The 20,436-nt window shown below is 59.9% G+C and carries 16 protein-coding genes; 9 read left to right on the top strand and 7 right to left on the bottom strand.

Annotated elements, in window-relative coordinates:
• Positions 1-27: 27 nt before the first annotated feature.
• The 4 genes from ACA062_RS28500 to ACA062_RS28485 all read right to left on the bottom strand — a co-directional run bounded on the left by ACA062_RS28500 (position 28) and on the right by ACA062_RS28485 (position 6,244).
• A complete protein-coding gene (locus ACA062_RS28500) occupies positions 28-1,461 on the bottom strand; it encodes an OprD family porin (protein WP_497454010.1) in 1,434 nt (477 codons plus the stop codon).
• A gap of 171 nt (positions 1,462-1,632) precedes the next feature.
• The gene (locus ACA062_RS28495; protein ID WP_497454009.1) at positions 1,633-3,234 is read right to left on the bottom strand and encodes an ABC transporter substrate-binding protein; all 1,602 of its coding nucleotides are present in this window, start codon (positions 3,232-3,234) and stop codon (positions 1,633-1,635) included.
• Between the two features lie 301 nt (positions 3,235-3,535).
• Positions 3,536-5,161, bottom strand: coding sequence for an ABC transporter substrate-binding protein (locus ACA062_RS28490; protein ID WP_497454008.1), 1,626 nt, complete (start codon positions 5,159-5,161; stop codon positions 3,536-3,538).
• Positions 5,162-5,527: 366 nt separating this feature from the next.
• Entirely contained in the window at positions 5,528-6,244 is a 717-nt protein-coding gene (locus tag ACA062_RS28485; RefSeq protein ID WP_497454007.1) for an SIMPL domain-containing protein, read from the bottom strand.
• A 420-nt stretch (positions 6,245-6,664) separates the two neighbouring features.
• Here ACA062_RS28485 and ACA062_RS28480 point away from each other — a divergent pair, with 420 nt between their 5' ends.
• The 9 genes from ACA062_RS28480 (at position 6,665) to ACA062_RS28440 (ending at position 18,419) form a co-directional block, all read left to right on the top strand.
• Entirely contained in the window at positions 6,665-7,927 is a 1,263-nt protein-coding gene (locus tag ACA062_RS28480) for an ATP-binding protein (protein ID WP_497454006.1), read from the top strand.
• The gene (locus ACA062_RS28475) at positions 7,920-8,486 is read left to right on the top strand and encodes a response regulator transcription factor (protein ID WP_497454005.1); all 567 of its coding nucleotides are present in this window, start codon (positions 7,920-7,922) and stop codon (positions 8,484-8,486) included. The genes ACA062_RS28480 and ACA062_RS28475 overlap by 8 nt, the downstream gene beginning before the upstream one ends.
• Before the next feature lie 96 nt (positions 8,487-8,582).
• On the top strand, positions 8,583-10,310 hold the full coding sequence (locus tag ACA062_RS28470; protein ID WP_497454004.1) for an ABC transporter ATP-binding protein/permease: 1,728 nt from the start codon (positions 8,583-8,585) through the stop codon (positions 10,308-10,310).
• 178 nt (positions 10,311-10,488) lie between these two features.
• Positions 10,489-11,238, top strand: coding sequence for a FadR/GntR family transcriptional regulator (locus tag ACA062_RS28465; protein ID WP_497454003.1), 750 nt, complete (start codon positions 10,489-10,491; stop codon positions 11,236-11,238).
• 555 nt (positions 11,239-11,793) lie between these two features.
• Positions 11,794-12,705 (top strand): 5-dehydro-4-deoxyglucarate dehydratase, encoded by a 912-nt coding sequence (gene kdgD / locus ACA062_RS28460; RefSeq protein ID WP_497454002.1) that lies wholly within the window; start codon positions 11,794-11,796, stop codon positions 12,703-12,705.
• Between the two features lie 59 nt (positions 12,706-12,764).
• Positions 12,765-14,210 carry an aldehyde dehydrogenase family protein gene (locus ACA062_RS28455; RefSeq protein WP_497454001.1) on the top strand — a complete coding sequence of 482 codons (1,446 nt, stop codon included), beginning with the start codon at positions 12,765-12,767 and terminating at the stop codon, positions 14,208-14,210.
• A gap of 153 nt (positions 14,211-14,363) precedes the next feature.
• Positions 14,364-15,731: an MFS transporter gene (locus ACA062_RS28450; RefSeq protein ID WP_497454000.1), complete on the top strand. Its 1,368-nt coding sequence runs from the start codon at positions 14,364-14,366 to the stop codon at positions 15,729-15,731.
• Between the two features lie 11 nt (positions 15,732-15,742).
• Positions 15,743-17,296 (top strand): galactarate dehydratase, encoded by a 1,554-nt coding sequence (garD, locus tag ACA062_RS28445; RefSeq protein ID WP_497453999.1) that lies wholly within the window; start codon positions 15,743-15,745, stop codon positions 17,294-17,296.
• Between the two features lie 181 nt (positions 17,297-17,477).
• Positions 17,478-18,419: an AEC family transporter gene (locus ACA062_RS28440; protein ID WP_497453998.1), complete on the top strand. Its 942-nt coding sequence runs from the start codon at positions 17,478-17,480 to the stop codon at positions 18,417-18,419.
• A gap of 139 nt (positions 18,420-18,558) precedes the next feature.
• On the opposite strand, the gene ACA062_RS28435 is transcribed toward ACA062_RS28440, so the two are convergent.
• The 3 genes from ACA062_RS28435 to ACA062_RS28425 are packed head-to-tail and all read right to left on the bottom strand — an operon-like array spanning position 18,559 to position 20,419.
• Positions 18,559-18,939 carry a carboxymuconolactone decarboxylase family protein gene (locus ACA062_RS28435; protein ID WP_497453997.1) on the bottom strand — a complete coding sequence of 127 codons (381 nt, stop codon included), beginning with the start codon at positions 18,937-18,939 and terminating at the stop codon, positions 18,559-18,561.
• Positions 18,936-19,997 (bottom strand): calcium/sodium antiporter, encoded by a 1,062-nt coding sequence (locus ACA062_RS28430; RefSeq protein ID WP_497453996.1) that lies wholly within the window; start codon positions 19,995-19,997, stop codon positions 18,936-18,938. Before ACA062_RS28430 ends, ACA062_RS28435 begins: the two co-directional genes overlap by 4 nt.
• Positions 19,998-20,047: 50 nt before the next feature.
• Positions 20,048-20,419 carry a septal ring lytic transglycosylase RlpA family protein gene (locus tag ACA062_RS28425; protein ID WP_497453995.1) on the bottom strand — a complete coding sequence of 124 codons (372 nt, stop codon included), beginning with the start codon at positions 20,417-20,419 and terminating at the stop codon, positions 20,048-20,050.
• Positions 20,420-20,436 lie beyond the last annotated feature (17 nt).

Raw genomic sequence — 20,436 nt, 5'->3', positions numbered from 1 at the left:
TGATGAGTCAGGCGTCTGGCGGGGGTTTTACAGAATGTTGAACGGGATGGTGGTCACGAGACGGAACTCGTTGATGCTGCCATCCGCCTGGTTTTCGCTGGCGCGGTGAGTGGTGTAGGTCGCGCGGATCGCAGTGGCTTTCAGCGGGCCGCTCTGCACCGCGTACGCAGCGCCGATGCCGTATTCCTGGTGATGTTCGCCATCCTGGGCCTGGATGCCGTCGTAGCCTTTGCCCGCCACGCCTTCGTTACCCTTGTAGTGAGTACCGTCGATCCCCCAGCCGCGTGCGCTGTAGATGTTGAACTTCAGGCCCGGTACGCCGTATTCGGCCATGTTCAGACCGTAGGCCACCTGGAAGGATTTCTCGTTCGGGCCGTTGAAGTCCGACAGCAGGGAGTTGGCCAGGTAGATGCCGTTGGTTTCGTGCAGGTAGTCGAAGTACTCGTTACCGTTAATTTCCTGGTACGAGAAGGTCAGGCTGTGGGCCTGGTGGGTCAGGCCGAGTGACAGGGAGTAGGTGTCGTTGTCGATATTGCCGATCAGCGCTTTGCCTTCTTCCTGGGTCTTGTAGTAGTTCAGGCCGGTGGTCAGGCTCAAAACCTGGCTGTCGCCCAGTACGTGAGAGGCACCGAAGTAATACTGGTTCCAGATGTCTTCGGCCTGGGTGGCCCAGAGGCTGGTGGTCAGGCTGGCAAATGGCGTGTAGGTGATGCCGGCGGTGTGGACGTGATCGCTTTCAACGATGCCGTTGGCATATTCGGTGCGGAACTTGCGCTGGCTCTGTTCCGTACGCGGAGAATTGCGATCGAAGGTGCCGAGGTCGAAGGACAGGTTCTCCAGCTCTTCGCTGTGCAGGCTCACACCCTCGAAGCTTGAAGGCAGTGGACGGTTACCGATCACATCGACCATCGGGCTGCTGAAGTTCTGGCGACCGGCCGTCAGGGTGGTGTTGGAGACACGGGCCTTGACGTTGGCCAGGCCGAGCTTGCTCCACTGGTCTACGGCGTCGCCGCCTTCTTCGGTCAGGGTACGGTTGTTGCCCGCGCCTGGACGCGTGCCCGGTGCGCCGCCGTTGTTGGACGCCAGGTCCTTGCGATCACGATCCAGGGCAATGGCGTTGTAGGCCGCCACTTCGGTGCTGATGCCCACGGTGCCTTCGGTGAAACCGGAGTTGTACTTGATGATGGTGCCTTGCACCCAGTTGATCCGGCGATCCGTATCGGTCGACACGCCGTTTTTCTTGTAAGCGAACTGGCCGCCCCGTTTCAGTTGCTCATTCGCATACCAGTTACGCGTGGTGCCGCTGATCGACTGACCTTCGACGAAGCCGGTGGCTGCACTTTGGGCACTTTTCTCTTTCACGGTAACCGGGGTAAACGCCTGGCTCTGGGATTCTGCGTAGGCCGTGGCGGTGACGCTGCTGATGGCCAGGGCCAATAACGCGGTGCTGCTCAGTTTCATGGGTGAAGCTCCTTGGTTTCTTTTTTTTATGCCGGTCTTTTTTTGGTGATCCGGCTATTGGTTTAGAACGCATTCAAGGCATCGCAAACGTTTGCTGCGGGTCGATTTGACGAATTGCGGCAATACGCTTGCGTGAGGGCGCAAGCGCCCCCGGCGGTTGTGGCTAATCGGTTATTTTTCCAGGCTGACACCCGAGAACACGTTACGGCCGAAAGGACTCACCTTGAATCCTTCGACCTTGGCGCTTAACGGCTGGTTGACCGTCGAGTGGGCGACAGGCGTGATCGGCACTTGCTGCTTGAGCAATTGCTGAGCCTGTTTGTAGAGCACGGTGCGCTGGTCACGGTCGGTGACGACCTTGGCCTCCTTGATCAGCTTGTCGTAAGCCGGATCACACCACATGGAGTAGTTGTTGCCGCCAATGGCGTCGCAGCTGTAAAGCGTGCCGAGCCAGTTGTCCGGGTCACCGTTGTCACCGGTCCAGCCGATCAGGCTGACGTCGTGTTCGCCATTCTTGGTGCGCTTGATGTACTCGCCCCATTCGTAGCTGACAATCTTGACCTTGAGACCGATCTTCGCCCAGTCGGCCTGGAGCATCTCGGCCATCAATTTGGCGTTGGGGTTATAAGGACGCTGGACCGGCATCGCCCAGAGGGTGATCTCGGTGCCTTCCTTGACGCCGGCGGCCTTGAGCAATTCCCTGGCTTTTTCCGGGTTGTAGGCGACGTCCTTGATGGTCTCATCGTAGGACCACTGGGTCGGCGGCATGGCGTTGACCGCCAGTTGGCCGGCACCCTGGTAGACGGCGTTGAGAATGCCTTGCTTGTTCACCGCCATGTCCAGTGCCTGGCGCACTTCGAGCTGGTCGAATGGCTTGTGACGCACGTTGTACGCGATGTAGCCGAGGTTGAAACCAGGCTTCTCGATCAGCTTGAGCTTCGGGTCGTTCTTCAGCGCAGTCACGTCGGCAGGGCGCGGATGCAGCGTGATCTGGCACTCGTTGGCCTTGAGCTTCTGCACCCGCACCGAGGCGTCGGTGTTGATGGCGAAGATCAGGTTGTCGAGCTTGACCCGGCTCGGGTCCCAGTACTGCTTGTTGCCGGTGTACCGGATATTGGAATCTTTCTGGTAGCTCTTGAACACGAACGGGCCAGTGCCGACCGGCTTCTGGTTGATGTCGCTCGGCCTGCCGGACGTCAGCAACTGATCGGCGTATTCGGCCGAAAGAATGGCGGCAAAACTCATGGCGATGTTCTGGATGAACGCGGCGTCCACGCTGTTAAGCGTCATGACCACGGTCAGTGGCCCGGTCTTTTCGACCTTGGCGATGTTCTTGTTCAGGCTCATGCCGTTGAAATACGGGAATTCGGTCGGGTAAGCCTTACGGAAGGGTTGCTGCGGATCGAGCATGCGATTGAACGTGAACAGCACGTCATCGGCATTGAAGTCGCGGGTCGGTTTGAAGTAGGCAGTGGTGTGAAATTTCACCCCTTCGCGTAGGTGAAAGGTGTACTTGAGGCCGTCCTCGGAAATATCCCAACGGGTTGCCAGCCCCGGGACTACGTTGGTGGCGCCTTTTTCGAATTCTGCCAGTCGGTTGTACAGCGGCTCGGCCGCGTCGTTATCGGTCGCGGTGGTGTACTGCGCGGTATCGAAGCCCGCCGGGCTGCCTTCGGAGCAGAACACCAGGCTGTTGCTGGCGGCCTGGCTGATGGAAGTGGCGGCCAGCAGGCCGGTGCCCAGCAATGCGGAAAAAACCAAGGAATGGCGCATGACGCTCCCTTTTATTAGTGTTTTTGACAATGAGACGTTTCCCGTCCGGGGACGAGGAGGCCTCACTGATCTCAAGCCATGACGTGCAGCAATAACCGAAGACCCACGGCTGAACTGGTCAGATCCCGACGGTATGAACCATGGGTCCGGCAGTAAATACGAAGATTCCGAAAGACTCGTAGGAAAAGGCGACACGTCAGAAACCGCTGCTGTAGTAAACAGTGGATCAGGATGTAGGCAATTTCCTGCTTTCTCGGTAGACAACGCAACGGCGACGTCAAAACGCCGCCGTTGCACCACCTTATTTGCTGACGCTGACGCCGTAGAAGGAGTTCAAGCCGAATGGGCTGATCTTGAAATCCTGCACGTTGGCGCGCATGGGTTGGAACACCGTCGAGTGAGCGATAGGTGTCATGGGAACCTGGTCTTTGAGGAGGTGTTGCGCCTGCTTGTACAGTTCGGTGCGCTTGGCCTGGTCAGGTGTCTTCTTGGCGTCTTTGACCAGCTTGTCAAAGTCCTTGTCGCACCATTTGGAGAAGTTGTTGCCGCTCAGCGAGTCGCAGCCGAACAGTACGTTGAGCCAGTTGTCCGGGTCACCGTTGTCGCCGCTCCAGCCGATGATCATCGCCTGGTTCTCGCCACCCTTGGAGCGCTTGATGTACTCGCCCCATTCGTAGCTGACGATGTTGACGTTCAGACCGATTTTCTTCCAGTCCGACTGCAGCATTTCTGCCATCAGTTTGGCGTTCGGGTTATACGGACGCTGAACCGGCATGGCCCACAGCGTGATCTGGGTCCCTTCCTTGATGCCGGCTTCCTTGAGCAGCTCCTTGGCTTTCTCAGGGTCGTACTTGGCATCCTTGATGGTGGTGTCATAGGACCATTGGGTGGGCGGCATGGCGTTGACGGCCAGCTGGCCGGCGCCCTGGTACACCGAATCGATGATCTGTGGCTTGTTCACCGACATGTCCAGCGCCTGACGGACCCGCAGGTCGGCCAACGGGTTGTTGTCGGTGCGGCCCTTGAGCACGGGCATGACGTTATAGGCGATGTAACCCAGGTTGAACCCGGCCTGTTCCGGCAGCTTCAGGGTCTTGTCTTCGCGCAGTGCCTTGAGGTCGGCAGGACGAGGGAACAAGGTGATCTGGCACTCGTTTTTCTTCAGCTTCTGGATACGTACCGACGGGTCGGTGGTGATGGCGAAGATCAGGTTGTCGATCTTGACGTCTTCAGGCTTCCAGTAGTCCTTGTTTCCGGTGTAGCGGATGTTGGAGTCTTTCTGGTAGCTCTTGAACACGAACGGGCCAGTGCCGATCGGCTTCTGGTTGATGTCGCCGGGCTTGCCGTCCTTGAGCAGCTGGGCCGCGTACTCGGCGGACTGGATGGAGGCGAAGCTCATGGCCAGGTTCTGGATGAAGGCTGCGTCGACGCTGTTGAGGACGAATTTGACTGTGCGATCGTCAACCTTCTCGACCTTGGCGATGTTGGTGTCCATGGCCATGTCGGTGAAGTACGGGAATTCGGTCGGGTACGCTTTGCGGAACGGGTCATCCTTGTTAATCATGCGATTAAAGGTGAACAGCACGTCGTCGGCGTTGAACTCACGAGTCGGTTTGAAGTACGGGGTGGTGTGGAACTTGACGCCTTCACGCAGGTGGAAGGTGTAGGTCAGCACATCCGGGGAAATGTCCCAGCTGGTCGCCAGGCCAGGAATAACGGCGGTGCCGCCGCGCTCGAATTGAGTCAGGCGGTTGAACATGGTTTCTGCAGAGGCGTCGAAGTCGGTTCCGGTGGTGTACTGACCAGGATCAAAACCGGCCGGGCTCCCTTCGGAGCAGAACACCAGGTTAGTCGCGGCTTGGGCGAAGGGTGCGCTGGCTAACAAGCTCGCGCCGACTAAAAACGGAATGACCGCGTGTTTAAGCATGGTGGCCTCATGATTTGTTGTCATTTTTGGAATTAGAGGACGACCTCGTGAGTCGTGCCTGCGGATACTTATGCAGGGGCCATACCCAATGCAAGATGTTGAATGGCGAGAGGCCTCAAACAGTGGCACGAACGTACCTTAATGTCGCAAATGTATAATTACCTGCGCATTTGACCGTTTGCGCAGGGTTTTTTCGGTGCAACCCGCGCACAGACAAAGGGCGATCGTAGTGCCTGAGGCACTCGATTGGCGCGCGGTGTTACTTATTTATACCTAACCCATATTGTAGGCACTCAGTGGGTTTTGGCCTGGCAAAAAAAAACGGCGATCACCCAAGTGATCGCCGTTTCCTTATTGGTTAGCGAATCAAGGCATCAACACTTCGATCGCCCCATCCGCCGTCATGCTGACCTGGCTGGTGCCCGCTTCAACTTCCGGTGTGACCGGCGCGCTGTCCATGCTCGCGGCTTTCATCATCATCGGCCCACGCATGTACGGCTGTGGGTAACCGTTGCTGTTGAGGTTCAGGTTGACGATTTTGTAACCCTTGCCGCCCAGCGCGTCGGTGGCCAGTTGGGCGCGGGCCTTGAAGGCGGTGACCGCGTCTTTAAGCAGCGCGTCTTCGCTGGCCTTGCGGGTTGGCGTGGCGATGGCGAAGTCCATGCCGCCCATTTTCAGGTCGGTGAGCAGTTCGCCGGTCAGTTTCGACAGGGCAGCGAAGTCCGAACTTTCCAGGCGCAGTTCGGCGCGTTCACGCCAGCCGGTGATTTTCTGGCCCTTGGTGTCGTAGATCGGGTAGCTGTTGCGGCTGCCCTGGCGCAGGGTGATGTCCTTGACCTGCTTGGCCTGGGCCAGCGCCTTGTTCATGGTAGTGCTGACGTCGGCGGCAAGTTTGGCCGGGTCGCTGTTCTGTTCTTCGGTGTAGAGCGTCACGATCATCAGGTCGCGGGCCACTTCCTGACTGACTTCGGCGCGCAGGGCGATCTGGTTGTAATGCAGCTCGTCGGCGGCCAGGGCCGGGAGACTGGCAACGGCGCCAACGCTAAGGGCAAGAAGGGCGGCGCTGCGGCGAAATGTGTGCATGAAAACTCCTTGGGCGATGCGCAGGGGTTAAGGTCCGAGCCTGCGTGAAACCATCAGACTCTAACTTTAATGATCCGGTTCGCACAGTTACAACTTCTATACAGATGGTTGGCTGCCAACCTCGGTCTCTCTGTAGGAGCTGGCTTGCCAGCGAAGCACTCCTAGGCGCCACATTTATCCTGAATGCACGCGCATCGCGGGGTTGTGAAAAACGCCAAACCTGTAGGAGCCGGCTTGCCGGCGAAGGCGTTTTCATGGGCGCTGCAAGGCTCGAGACCGCCTTCGCTGGCAAGCCAGCTCCTACAGGGGGCGCATCACAATACGTTGTGCCATGTGGCCGTTTGCCGCACTTTCGCCTGCCAGCCCCCGTGCTTGGTTATACTCCCTGCGATCCGCCTGGAGCGCTCATCAGGAGAGCTCATGCTCGCCCCCGTTCAAATCACTTCCGCGACTCGCCAGAATCTCTGGCGGCTGACGTTCATCCGCACGTTGGTGCTGGCCGCCCAGGCCGGTTCCGTGGGCCTGGCTTACTGGCTCGAGCTGCTGCCGCTGCCCTGGTTCCAACTGGCCGCGACCCTCGGCTGCTCGATGCTGCTGTGCGCGTTCACGGCGATTCGCCTGCGCACCTCGTGGCCGGTCACCGAGCTTGAGTACGCCGTACAACTGGCGTGCGACCTGTTCATCCACAGTGCCTTGCTGTATTTCTCCGGCGGTTCGACCAACCCCTTCGTCTCTTATTACCTGGTGCCGCTGACGATCGCCGCGGTGACCTTGCCGTGGCGGTATTCGGTGATTTTGTCCGGTATCGCGTTGACGATGTACACCCTGTTGCTGGCGCGTTTCTACCCGTTGCAAACCTTCCCGATCGCTCGGGAAAACCTGCAGGTGTACGGGATGTGGCTGAGTTTCGCCCTGGCCGCGGCGGTCATTACCTTTTTTGCCGCGCGCATGGCCGAAGAGTTGCGTCGTCAGGAAGAGCTGCGTGCCATTCGTCGCGAAGAGGGCCTGCGCGACCAGCAGCTGCTGGCCGTCGCGACCCAGGCGGCCGGCGCCGCCCATGAACTGGGTACGCCATTGGCGACCATGAGCGTGTTGCTCAAGGAGATGCGCCAGGACCATCCCGACCCGATGTTGCAGGACGATCTGAGTGTGCTGCAGGATCAGGTCAAGCTCTGCAAGGAAACCTTGCAGCAGCTGGTTCGGGCGGCGGAGGCCAATCGCCGGTTGGCGGTGGAGATGCAGGACGTCACCGACTGGCTCGACGAAGCCCTGAACCGCTGGCACCTGATGCGTCCGGAAGCCAGTTATCGCTTCCAGCGCCTGGGCCAAGGAGCCGTGCCACGCATGGCGCCACCGCCGGACCTGACCCAGGCGCTGCTGAATTTGCTCAACAACGCCGCCGATGCGTGCCCCGAAGGGCTGCAGGTGACGCTGGACTGGAATGCCGAGGACCTGACCATCAGCATCCGCGACCACGGTGCCGGTGTGCCCCTGGCCATTGCCGAGCAGATCGGCAAGCCATTTTTTACCACCAAGGGCAAAGGTTTCGGCCTGGGCCTGTTTTTGAGCAAGGCCAGCGTGACACGCGCCGGCGGCTCAGTGAAACTCTACAGTCATGAGGAAGGCGGCACGCTCACCGAGCTGCGCCTGCCCCGTGTCGCCCGAGGAGACGAACATGAGTGACGATATCCAAGTCGAAGGCGAAGGCGAAGAACTGCCGCATTTGTTGCTGGTAGACGACGACGCAACCTTTACCCGCGTCATGGCTCGCGCCATGGCTCGCCGCGGCTTTCGCGTCAGCACCGCCGGTTCCGCCGAAGAAGGCCTGATCATCGCCCAGGCCGATCTGCCGGACTATGCCGCGCTGGACCTGAAAATGGACGGCGATTCCGGCCTGGTGCTGTTGCCCAAGCTGCTGGAGCTGGACCCGGAAATGCGCGTGGTGATCCTCACCGGTTACTCGAGCATCGCCACCGCCGTCGAGGCGATCAAGCGCGGCGCCTGCAATTACCTGTGCAAACCGGCGGACGCCGATGACGTGCTGGCGGCTTTGCTGTCCGAACACGCCGACCTCGACACCCTGGTGCCGGAAAACCCGATGTCCGTGGACCGCCTGCAATGGGAACACATCCAGCGCGTGCTGACCGAACACGAAGGCAACATCTCCGCCACGGCCCGCGCCTTGGGCATGCACCGCCGCACGCTGCAGCGCAAACTGCAGAAGCGTCCCGTTCGTCGCTGAACCGGCGCTGAACGATTATCGCCGGCCCTCGCGAGGAACCGAACCGATCATCTATGATCGGTTCGTGTGTGTTCTTTTCTTTATCGAGCCTTATCCATGAATCAGAACGCTGAATATTCCGCGGTCAACGATGCTGTGCGCGGGCAGTTTTTTCGAAAAGTCTGGGCGATGACCACGCCATACTGGCGCAGCGAAGAGAAGGGCAAGGCCTGGACGTTGCTGATCGCGGTGATTGCGCTGTCGTTGTTCAGCGTGTGGATTTCCGTATGGCTCAACAGTTGGTACAAGGATTTCTACAACGCCCTGCAAAAGAAGGACGAAGCAGCCTTCTGGCAGTTGATCCTGTATTTCTGCGGCATTGCCGCGGTGGCGATTCTCGGCACGGTGTATCGGCTCTACCTGACCCAGATGCTGACGATTCGCTGGCGGGCCTGGCTCACCGAGCAGCACTTCTCGCGCTGGCTCGGCAACAAGAATTACTACCAGCTGGAGCAGGGCGGTTATACCGATAACCCGGACCAGCGGATTTCCGAAGACCTCAACAAATTCACCACCAACACCCTGGGGCTGGGCCTTGGTTTGATCCGCAACGTCGTCAGCCTCGTCTCGTTCTCGATCATTTTGTGGGGCGTGTCCGGCAGCATCGAAGTGTTCGGATTCACCATTCCCGGCTACATGTTCTGGTGCGCCCTGATCTACGCCGCCATCGGCAGCTGGCTGACGCATTTGATCGGTCGTCGCCTGATCGGCCTCAACAACAATCAACAACGCTTCGAAGCCGACCTGCGTTTCTCCATGGTGCGGGTTCGCGAGAATGCCGAAAGCATTGCACTGTACAACGGCGAGCCGAATGAAAATCGTCGCTTGAGTAGCCGCTTCGGGCTGGTCTGGCACAATTTCTGGGACATCATGAAAGTGTCCAAGCGCCTGACCTTCTTTACTTCCGGTTATGAGCAGATCGCAGTTATCTTCCCGTTCATGGTCGCCGCGCCGCGTTACTTCACTGGCAAGATCGAGCTGGGTGAGCTGATGCAAATCAACTCGGCGTTCGCAAACGTCCAGGATAACTTCAGCTGGTTTATCAGTGCGTACCAGGACCTCGCCGAATGGCGCGCCACCTGCGATCGGCTTCTGAGTTTCCGCCAGGCCATGACGGACAACGAGGAGCGCGCGCCGATGATCGATGTGCAGAATTCAGGTTCGGAGTTGAAGGTGCACAACCTGGGTCTCGACCTGGCTGACGGCCGTCACCTGTTGACCAACGCCGACATGACCGTGGAGGAGGGCGAGCGCGTCATGCTCAGCGGTCGTTCCGGCAGCGGTAAATCGACCTTGCTGCGGGCAATGGGTCATTTGTGGCCGGCGGGCCACGGCAGTATTCGTCTGCCGGCGGCGCGGTATCTGTTCCTGCCGCAAAAACCCTATCTGCCGATTGGCACGCTGCGCGAGGCGCTGAGTTATCCACAGTCCGGCGATACTTACCCGCACGAGCGCTACGTGCATGTGCTGGAAACCTGCCGCTTGCCGCATCTGGTGGCGCGTCTGGACGAAGCCAATCACTGGCAGCGCATGCTGTCGCCGGGTGAACAGCAACGTCTGGCGTTCGCCCGTGCGCTGCTCTATGCACCGCAATGGCTGTACATGGACGAAGCGACCTCGGCGATGGATGAAGAGGACGAGGCGTCGCTGTATCAGGCGTTGATCGATGAAATACCGGGGTTGAGCATTGTCAGCGTCGGGCATCGCAGCAGCCTGAAACGCTTCCACCCACGGCACATTCGTATCGACAATGGGCATCTGGTGGACCAGGCCGTAACCGCCTGAATACCACCACCTTGTAGGAGCGAGGCTTGCCCGCGAACGCCGTGACACGGTTCCATTGAGAAACCGTGTCATCGTTCTTCGCGGGCAAGCCTCGCTCCTACAGGGGTGGTAGGTGATCGTACAACCGCGTTGAGCTATGATGCGGATTCAGCCGAATTTTTCGAGAATGACGTTCACCATGGAAAACCCGATCGACACGCCACGCTTCCCTCGCAAGCGCCGCAGCCTCGCACAGGAATTGGTGACGGTGCTGTCCGAGCAGATTCGCGACGGTCAACTCAAGCGCGGCGACAAATTGCCCACCGAGTCGGCGATCATGGAGGCCCATGGCGTCAGCCGTACGGTAGTGCGCGAGGCGATTTCGCGATTGCAGGCGGCCGGGCAGGTTGAAACCCGTCATGGCATCGGCACCTTCGTGCTCGATACCCCGAGCCCGAGTGGTTTTCGTATCGACCCGGCGACCGTGGTCACCCTGCGTGACGTGCTGGCGATTCTCGAACTGCGCATCAGCCTGGAAGTGGAATCCGCCGGCCTTGCCGCCCAACGTCGCAGCGCCGAGCAGTTGGCGCTGATGCGAGCGGCGCTGGACGCGTTGAATGAAAGTGTCTCCCACGCCAGTGATGCCGTGGCGTCGGACTTCCAGTTCCACCTGCAAATCGCCCTGGCGACGGGCAACCGCTACTTCACGGACATCATGACCCACCTGGGCACCAGCATTATCCCGCGTACGCGACTCAATTCGGCGCGCCTGGCCCATGATGACCAGCAGCACTACATGAATCGCCTGAGCCGTGAGCACGAAGAGATCTACGACGCGATTGCCCGCCAGGATTCGGATGCGGCCCGCGCGGCCATGCGGTTGCACCTGACCAACAGCCGTGAACGGTTGCGCCATGCCCATGAAGAGGCTGAGGCGCAGCGGGGGTAAGTTCTCTGATTTGGATAATGTATCGCCTGATGGTCCGTCTTCGTCGGAACACCGCCCGGAGCCAGCGCGCTCCCACAGTTGACCGGTGTGAATACAAAATCCATGTGCACCACACTCCGATGTGGGAGCGAGCTTGCCCGCGAAGGGGCCTGCAGCCCTGCAACACTTCCTGGCCGTTCCTCCCACATTCGACCGGTGTGAATACAGACTCCATGTGCACCACACTCCAATGTGGGAGCGAGCTTGCTCGCGAAGGGGCCAGTAGCCATACCACATCTCTTAGCCGTTTTTGAAATCAGCTCCCCTCGTTAATCCTCAATCTCTTCCGACAACGTATCTTCTAATCGCCCATCGGGCACGGCCTCTATGCATTCGATATTTATCAGCCGAAGGCCCGGAAACATTCGTCTCCCATCCATCCTGTCCAACAATTTTCACCCGCGGCGATGAAATGCAGTTGACGGTTATAATTTAAGTTGTACGATGACCTACAACTCGGCGAAAGCTGAACGGTTATCTCACACATATAACGTCGCTACCCAGGGTGTTCGAATAATGAATCCACAAGAACTGAAGTCCATCCTCTCTTCCGGTCTGCTGTCTTTCCCGGTTACCGATTTCAATGCTCAGGGCGATTTCCATCGCGCGGGCTACATCAAGCGTCTCGAATGGCTGGCCCCATACGGCGCCTCGGCACTGTTCGCCGCAGGCGGCACCGGTGAGTTCTTCTCTCTGGCGGCCAGCGAATACTCGGAAATCATCAAGACCGCCGTCGACACCTGCGAAACCAGCGTGCCGATTCTGGCCGGCGTTGGCGGTTCGACCCGTCAAGCCATCGAATACGCGCAAGAAGCCGAGCGTCTGGGCGCCAAGGGCCTGTTGCTGTTGCCGCATTACCTGACCGAAGCCAGCCAGGACGGCGTGGCTGCCCACGTTGAAGCCGTGTGCAAATCGGTGAAAATCGGAGTGGTGGTTTACAACCGTAACGTGTGCCGCCTGACCGCGCCGCTGCTGGAACGTCTGGCCGAGCGCTGCCCGAACCTGATCGGCTACAAGGATGGCCTGGGCGATATCGAGTTGATGGTGTCGATCCGTCGCCGCCTCGGCGATCGCTTCAGCTACCTGGGTGGGTTGCCGACCGCCGAAGTCTACGCCGCGGCCTACAAGGCGCTGGGCGTACCGGTTTACTCGTCCGCGGTGTTCAACTTCATCCCGAAAACCGCGATGGATTTCTACCACGCCGTTGCCCGGGAAGATCACGCCACCGTCGGCAAGATCATCGACGACTTCTTCCTGCCGTACCTGGACATCCGTAACCGCAAGGCCGGTTACGCGGTGAGCATCGTCAAGGCCGGGGCAAAAATTGCAGGCTTCGACGCAGGTCCTGTGCGTGCACCGCTGACCGATCTGTTGCCGGAAGAGTACGAAGCTCTGGCCGCACTGATCGACAAGCAGGGCGCGCAATAACAACCGATTAAGCAAGGCCGCTGAGTAATCAGCGGCCTTTTGCGTGAGGAGATAGCACAGTGGCTGATGCAAAGCGTTTCGATAACTACATTAACGGTGAGTGGGTGGCGGGCAGTGATTATTGCGCCAACATCAATCCATCGGAGTTGACTGACACCATCGGCGAGTACGCCAAAGCCGATCTGGCCCAGGTCCACGCCGCCATCGACGCCGCCCGCGCTGCGTTCCCGGCCTGGTCTACCTCGGGTATTCAGGCTCGTCACGATTCCCTGGATAAAATCGGCACTGAAATCCTCGCCCGTCGCGAAGAGCTAGGCACCTTGCTGGCTCGGGAAGAGGGCAAGACCCTGCCCGAAGCCATCGGCGAAGTGACCCGCGCCGGCAATATCTTCAAGTTCTTCGCCGGTGAATGCCTGCGCCTGTCCGGCGACTACCTGCCGTCGGTACGTCCGGGCGTCAATGTGGAAGTCACTCGCGAAGCGCTGGGCGTGGTCGGTCTGATCACGCCCTGGAACTTCCCGATCGCGATCCCGGCGTGGAAAATCGCCCCGGCCCTGGCCTATGGCAACTGTGTCGTGCTGAAACCGGCGGATCTGGTACCGGGTTGCGCCTGGGCGCTGGCTGAAATCATCTCCCGCGCCGGGTTCCCGGCTGGCGTGTTCAACCTGGTGATGGGCAGCGGTCGAGTGGTGGGCGATGCACTGGTGCAGAGCCCGAAAGTCGACGGCATCAGCTTTACCGGCTCCGTGGGTGTCGGTCGCCAGATCGCCGTAAGCTGCGTCTCGCGCCAGGCCAAGGTGCAGCTGGAAATGGGCGGCAAGAACCCGCAGATCATTCTCGACGATGCCGACCTCAAGCAAGCGGTCGAATTGTCGGTGCAGAGTGCGTTCTACTCCACCGGCCAGCGTTGCACCGCTTCGAGCCGTTTCATCGTCACCGCCGGGATTCACGATCAGTTCGTCGACGCCATGGCCGAGCGCATGAAGTCGATCAAGGTCGGCCACGCGCTGAAAACCGGCACCGATATCGGTCCGGTCGTCTCGCAAGCCCAGCTTGAACAGGACTTGAAGTACATCGACATCGGTCAGTCCGAAGGTGCGCGTCTGGTCAGCGGCGGTGGTCTGGTGACCTGCGACACCGAAGGCTACTACCTCGCGCCAACGCTGTTTGCCGACAGCGAAGCCGCCATGCGCATCAGCCGCGAAGAGATCTTCGGCCCGGTGGCCAACATCGTGCGCGTGGCCGATTACGACGCTGCGCTGGCAATGGCCAACGACACCGAGTTCGGTCTGTCGGCGGGCATCGCCACCACGTCGCTGAAGTACGCCAACCACTTCAAGCGCCACTCCCAGGCCGGGATGGTGATGGTCAACCTGCCGACGGCGGGCGTGGATTACCACGTGCCATTCGGCGGGCGTAAAGGTTCATCCTATGGATCTCGCGAGCAAGGTCGCTATGCGCAAGAGTTCTACACCGTGGTGAAAACCAGCTACATCGGTTCCTGATACATCGCAATACCTGTGGGAGCTGGCCTGCCGGCGATGGCATCACCGCGGTGTGACTGACATACCGAGGTGCCCGCATCGCTGGCAGGCCAGCTCCCACAAAAACAACATTGTTATTACCCGCATAAAAATAATCAGTGGGAGTACATCTACATGCAAGCGACCAAGCCGACCCACGTCCGCTATTTGATTTTGCTCATGCTTTTTCTGGTGACCACCATCAACTACGCCGACCGGGCCACTATCGCCATTGCGGGTTCCAGCCTGCAAAAAGACCTCGGCATCGACGCGGTCACCCTCGGGTATATCTTCTCTGCATTCGGTTGGGCCTATGTGGCCGGGCAAATTCCCGGTGGCTGGCTGCTGGACCGTTTCGGTTCGAAAAAAATCTACGCGCTGAGCATTTTCACCTGGTCGCTGTTCACCGTGCTGCAGGGCTATGTCGGCGAATTCGGTATGTCTACCGCGGTGGTTGCGCTGTTCATGCTGCGCTTTTTGGTGGGCCTGGCCGAAGCGCCATCCTTCCCCGGTAATGCACGCATCGTCGCGGCCTGGTTCCCGACGGCGGAACGCGGCACGGCGTCGGCGATCTTCAACTCAGCGCAGTACTTTGCCACCGTGTTGTTCGCACCGCTGATGGGCTGGATCGTCTACAGCTTTGGCTGGCAGCACGTGTTCATCGTCATGGGCGTGATCGGCATCATCTTCTCGGGAATCTGGCTGAAGGTTATCCACAGCCCGCGCCAGCACCCGATGATCAATGACGCCGAGTTCAAGCACATCGCCGACAACGGCGGCATGGTCGACATGGACCAGGACAAAGGCAAAGGCAAAAAGGTCGACGGTCCGAAGTGGGACTACATCCGCCAGCTGCTGACCAACCGCATGATGCTCGGCGTGTATCTGGGCCAATATTGCATCAACGGCATCACCTACTTCTTCCTGACCTGGTTCCCGGTGTACCTGGTGCAGGAGCGCGGCATGACCATCCTCAAGGCCGGTTTCATTGCCTCGTTGCCGGCGATCTGCGGCTTCATTGGTGGCGTGCTCGGCGGCGTGATTTCCGATTATCTGCTGCGCAGAGGCCATTCCCTGACCTTCGCCCGCAAGGCACCGATCATTGCCGGTTTGCTGGTCTCCAGCAGCATCGTGGCCTGTAACTACGTGGACGTGGAATGGATGGTGGTCGGCTTCATGGCCCTGGCCTTCTTCGGTAAAGGCGTGGGCGCATTGGGCTGGGCAGTCGTGTCCGACACTTCGCCGAAACAGATCGCCGGTTTGAGTGGTGGCCTGTTCAACATGTTCGGCAATATCGCTTCCATCACCACCCCGATCGTCATCGGTTACATCATCAGTTCCACCGGTTCGTTCAAATGGGCGCTGGTGTTCGTCGGTTGCAACGCACTGGTTGCAGTGTTCAGCTATCTGGTGATCGTTGGCCCGATCAAACGTGTGGTGTTGAAAGAGCCGCCTGTCGGCGGACCTGAAACCAACGGCAAATTATCCCAAGCGCATTCCTGAGGAGCGGCGTCATGCAGTTGATTGAACATTCCGACTCGCCGCGCTACATCCGCCTGCACGAGCGGGACAATGTGGTCATTGTGGTCAACGATCAGGGGGTGCCGGCCGGCACCGAGTTTGCGGACGGCCTGGTCACCCTGGACTTCGTGCCGCAGAGCCACAAGGTCACCCTGGAAGATATTCCCGAGGGCGGGCAGGTGATTCGTTACGGCCAGACCATTGGCTACGCGTTACACCCGATTCCACGCGGCAGCTGGGTCAAGGAAGATCAACTGCGCATGCCGACCGCGCCACCGCTGGACAGCTTGCCGCTGTCCACCGAGGTGCCGGCGGCACAGGCGCCGCTGGAAGGCTTTACCTTCGAGGGGTATCGCAACGCCGACGGCACCGTCGGCACGCGCAACATTCTTGGGATTACCACGACTGTTCAGTGCGTCACGGGTGTGCTGGACCATGCGGTCAAGCGCATCAAGGACGAGTTGCTGCCCAAGTACCCGAACGTCGATGACGTGGTGGCGCTGACCCACAGCTACGGCTGCGGTGTGGCGATTACTGCGACTGACGCGTACATCCCAATCCGCACCGTGCGCAACCTGGCGCGCAACCCGAACCTGGGTGGCGAAGCCTTGGTCATTAGCCTGGGGTGCGAGAAGTTGCAGGCCGGGCAGGTGATGCACGAGAACGACAGCTCGGTGGATTTGAGCGAACCGTGGCTGTACCGCTTGCAGGATTCCAGTCATGGCTTCACCGAGATGATCGAGCAGATCATGGCGCTGGCCGAGACCCGTTTGAAGAAGCTCGATCAGCGTCGCCGGGAAACCGTGCCGGCGTCCGAGCTGATCCTTGGCATGCAGTGCGGTGGCAGCGATGCGTTCTCCGGCATCACCGCCAACCCGGCGCTGGGCTACGCCTCGGACTTGTTGCTGCGGGCCGGCGCGACGGTGATGTTCTCCGAAGTCACTGAAGTGCGCGACGCGATTTACCTGCTGACGTCCCGCGCCGAAACCGAAGAAGTCGCTCAGGAACTGGTGCGGGAAATGGACTGGTACGACCGTTACCTGGCCAAGGGCGAGGCGGATCGCAGCGCCAACACCACGCCGGGCAACAAGAAGGGCGGGCTGTCGAACATCGTCGAGAAGTCACTGGGCTCGATCGTCAAATCCGGCAGCAGCGCGATCAATGGGGTGCTTGGCCCTGGTGAGCGCTTCAAGCGCAAAGGGTTGATTTTCTGTGCGACGCCGGCCAGTGATTTTGTCTGCGGAACGTTGCAACTGGCGGCAGGGATGAACTTGCATGTGTTCACTACCGGTCGCGGCACGCCCTATGGTTTGGCGATGGCGCCGGTGGTGAAGGTCTCGACCCGGACCGAACTGGCGCAGCGCTGGCCCGACCTGATCGACATCGATGCCGGACGGATTGCGACCGGACGGGCTTCGATCGAGGACCTTGGGTGGGAGTTGTTCCACTACTACCTGGATGTGGCCAGCGGCAAGAAGCAGACGTGGGCGGAGCGGCACAAGCTGCATAACGACATCACGTTGTTTAACCCTGCACCGATCACCTGAGACCGAGTCGCCTGCTTCGCTGGCAAGCCAGCTCCTACAGGAATTATGTCGAGCACAAAATACGCGTACGACGCGCACCTGTAGGAGCTGGCTTGCCAGCGAAAGCGGTCTACCAGACGCCAACGTCCCCAGTGGCTTATCATTAGCCCCCTAATGACGCCCACCCAAGGTGACCTCCGGCATGCTGGCTATCTTCCTCGAAACCCTGAACATCACCGCGCCGGTGTTTGCCATGCTGTTTCTGGGGGTGCTGCTCAAGCGCATCGACTGGATCAACGACAACTTCATTCACACAGCGTCGGCCCTGGTGTTCAACGTCACCATGCCGGCATTGCTGTTCCTGGGCATCCTGCATGCCGACCTGCACGCCGCGTTGCAACCGGCACTGCTGATCTATTTCTCTATCGCCACGTTGGTCTGCTTCGCCATTGCCTGGGGCTGGGCGATCTGGAAGTGCCCGCGTGAAGATCGCGGCATCTACACCCAGGGTGCGTTTCGCGGCAACAATGGGGTGATCGGCCTGGCGCTGGCAGCGAGCATGTATGGTGACTATGGGATTTCCCTCGGGGCGATTCTCGCGGCGCTGGTGATCCTGTTCTACAACACGCTCTCGACCATCGTGCTGGCGGTCTACAGCCCGGTGATCAAGTCCGACCCGTGGAGCATCTTTAAAAGCGTGATGATCAACCCGCTGATCATCAGCGTGTTGGCGGCGGCGCCGTTTGCCTACTTCAAGATCGGTTTGCCGGGTTGGCTGGAGACCTCCGGTCTGTACCTGGCGCAAACCACCTTGCCCTTGGCGCTGATCTGCATCGGCGGCACCCTGTCGCTGGCGGCATTGCGCAAAAGCGGCTCGATGGCGCTGAGTTCAAGCCTGGTAAAGATGATCAGCCTGCCGATCCTGGCGACGCTGGGTGCCTGGCTCTGGGGGTTTCGCGGGGCGGAACTGGGGATTCTGTTCCTGTACTTCGGCAGTCCGACCGCCGCGGCCAGCTTTGTCATGGCCCGTCAGGCCAATGGCAATCATGAACTGGCCGCAGCGATCATCGTGATTACCACCTTGATGGCGGCGGTCACCACCAACGTCGGGATCTTTTTGTTGCAGTGGGGTGGGTGGATTTAGCCGAAGGTTTTGTGCTGTTCTTCAGGGCCTCATCGCGAGCAAGCTCGCTCCCACAGTGGGTTTGTGTCGATCACATAACCCCTGTGGGAGCGAGCTTGCTCGCGATAGCAATCTAACTGCCAACCCAAATGCCAACCAGTTACTCAGGCTTCTGGTAGCTATCGATCACTTCCTGCGCCGCTCGAAACGCGTCGATGGCCGCCGGCACACCGGCATACACCGCGCAATGCAGCAGCGCCTCGCGAATCTCCTCCACGGTGCAGCCGTTGTTCAGCGCACCGCGCACATGGCCTTTCAATTCCTGCGGACACTTCAACGCCGTCAGCGCGGCGAGGGTGATCAGGCTGCGGGTTTTCAGTGGCAGGCCTTCGCGGTTCCAGACGCTGCCCCAGGCGTGTTCGTTAACGAAATCCTGCAGGGGCTGGGTGAACTCGGTGGCATTGCCCAGCGCGCGATCGACGAAAGCGTCGCCCATCACTTGGCGGCGGACTTTAACGCCAGGCTTTTTATTATCGGTCATGGCAATTCCCTCTTGTGGTGTTGGCGACGCCAGGCGCGCAGCGACGTGAACAGCAAATACGCCACCAGTGCCGGCAGGACGAAAAACAGCATCAGGTGTTCAAGCTTGCCAGCCAACGGCATCCCGGTGGTGAACGACACCACATGCAGGCCGTACGCCAGGTACAGGCCCAGAAACAGCAGGCCTTCGGCCCGGGTCATCCGGTAGCCGGAATAGAACACCGGCAGGCACAGCGCTGCGACGCCGAGCATGACCGGCAAATCGAAATCCAGGGCATTGGGCGACACCGACAGCGGCGATGGCGCGATCAGCGCGGTAACGCCCAGCACGCCAAGCAGATTGAACAGGTTGCTGCCGATCACGTTGCCCACGGCGATCTCACGTTCTCCGCGCAACGCCGCGATCAACGAGGTGGCCAGTTCCGGCAGGGAGGTGCTGACGGCAACGATGGTCAGGCCGATGATCCGCTCGGAAAGCCCCAGATCGGTGGCGACCGACACCGCCGCGCCCAACAGCAGGTGCCCGGCGTATACCAGCATCGCCAGACCGACGGCGATCATCAGCAGGCTGCTGAACCACGGCGCTTGCACCACATCCTGGGTGGTCGATTGCGGACGGGCCGAGTGCCGCGACTGGCGCAGCAGCAAGCCCAGATACAGCACCAGCGCTGCCAGCAGCAGCACGCCGTCGACCCGGGTCAGCTCTTCATTCCACGCCAATATGAACACCAGCAGGCTGGCGCCGATCATCAGCGCAATATCCAGGTGCACCAGTTGCCGCGACACCCGCAGCGGGATAATCAGCGCCGAGAGCCCCAGGGTGACGAGGATGTTGAAGATGCTGCTGCCGATCACGCTGCCGACGGCGATATCGGCGTTTTGCGCCAGGGTCGCTTGCAGGCTGACCGCCATCTGCGGCGCGCTGCTGCCGAGGGCGACGATGGTCAGGCCGATGATCAGCGGGCGAACATGCAGCCGCGCGGCCAGGCGCACGGCGGCGCGCACCATCAGTTCGGCGCCGGCGATCAGTAACAACAGGCCGCTGAGCAGTTCAATCACGCTGAGCAGCGGTAAATCGGCAAGTCCGAAGATGGTCGAGGCTCCGTCGGTCAGTCGAGGGCTTGCACACGAACCCGTGCGGTGCCGCTTCTGAGCATGCCCAGCCGGTCGGCAGCCTCGTGTGAAACATCGATCAGACGCCCACGGGTATGTGGCCCGCGATCGTTGATGCGCACTACACAGGATTTGTCGTTGTTCAGGTTGGTGACTTTCACCCGTGTGCCAAAGGGTAGCTGGCGGTGGGCGGCGGTCAGGGAATTTTTGTTGAAACGCTCGCCACTGGCGGTGCGTTTGCCTTGGTGTTTGGCGCCGTAATAGGAGGCTGTGCCGGTCTTGTCGTAGCCGTGTGGATCGATGATGTCGTTGCTGGAACAACCGGCCAGCAGGGAGAGCAGGGCGCAGGTACTGAGCAAACGTTTCATTCAAAGGTATCCCGAAA

The organism is Pseudomonas sp. LBUM1679, from assembly GCF_059695565.1.
The sequence above is the reverse complement of the archived record's forward strand: the minus strand, read 5'-3'. Positions and strand labels throughout refer to the sequence as shown.

Excerpts from the sequence above, each read along its gene's own strand:
- ACA062_RS28500 (WP_497454010.1), bottom strand. The coding sequence starts at position 1,461 with ATGAAACTGAGCAGCACCGCGTTATTGGCCCTGGCCATCAGCAGCGTC.
- ACA062_RS28495 (WP_497454009.1), bottom strand. The coding sequence starts at position 3,234 with ATGCGCCATTCCTTGGTTTTTTCCGCATTGCTGGGCACCGGCCTGCTG.
- ACA062_RS28490 (WP_497454008.1), bottom strand. The coding sequence starts at position 5,161 with ATGCTTAAACACGCGGTCATTCCGTTTTTAGTCGGCGCGAGCTTGTTA.
- ACA062_RS28485 (WP_497454007.1), bottom strand. The coding sequence starts at position 6,244 with ATGCACACATTTCGCCGCAGCGCCGCCCTTCTTGCCCTTAGCGTTGGC.
- ACA062_RS28480 (WP_497454006.1), top strand. The coding sequence starts at position 6,665 with ATGCTCGCCCCCGTTCAAATCACTTCCGCGACTCGCCAGAATCTCTGG.
- ACA062_RS28475 (WP_497454005.1), top strand. The coding sequence starts at position 7,920 with ATGAGTGACGATATCCAAGTCGAAGGCGAAGGCGAAGAACTGCCGCAT.
- ACA062_RS28470 (WP_497454004.1), top strand. The coding sequence starts at position 8,583 with ATGAATCAGAACGCTGAATATTCCGCGGTCAACGATGCTGTGCGCGGG.
- ACA062_RS28465 (WP_497454003.1), top strand. The coding sequence starts at position 10,489 with ATGGAAAACCCGATCGACACGCCACGCTTCCCTCGCAAGCGCCGCAGC.
- kdgD (WP_497454002.1), top strand. The coding sequence starts at position 11,794 with ATGAATCCACAAGAACTGAAGTCCATCCTCTCTTCCGGTCTGCTGTCT.
- ACA062_RS28450 (WP_497454000.1), top strand. The coding sequence starts at position 14,364 with ATGCAAGCGACCAAGCCGACCCACGTCCGCTATTTGATTTTGCTCATG.
- garD (WP_497453999.1), top strand. The coding sequence starts at position 15,743 with ATGCAGTTGATTGAACATTCCGACTCGCCGCGCTACATCCGCCTGCAC.
- ACA062_RS28440 (WP_497453998.1), top strand. The coding sequence starts at position 17,478 with ATGCTGGCTATCTTCCTCGAAACCCTGAACATCACCGCGCCGGTGTTT.
- ACA062_RS28435 (WP_497453997.1), bottom strand. The coding sequence starts at position 18,939 with ATGACCGATAATAAAAAGCCTGGCGTTAAAGTCCGCCGCCAAGTGATG.
- ACA062_RS28425 (WP_497453995.1), bottom strand. The coding sequence starts at position 20,419 with ATGAAACGTTTGCTCAGTACCTGCGCCCTGCTCTCCCTGCTGGCCGGT.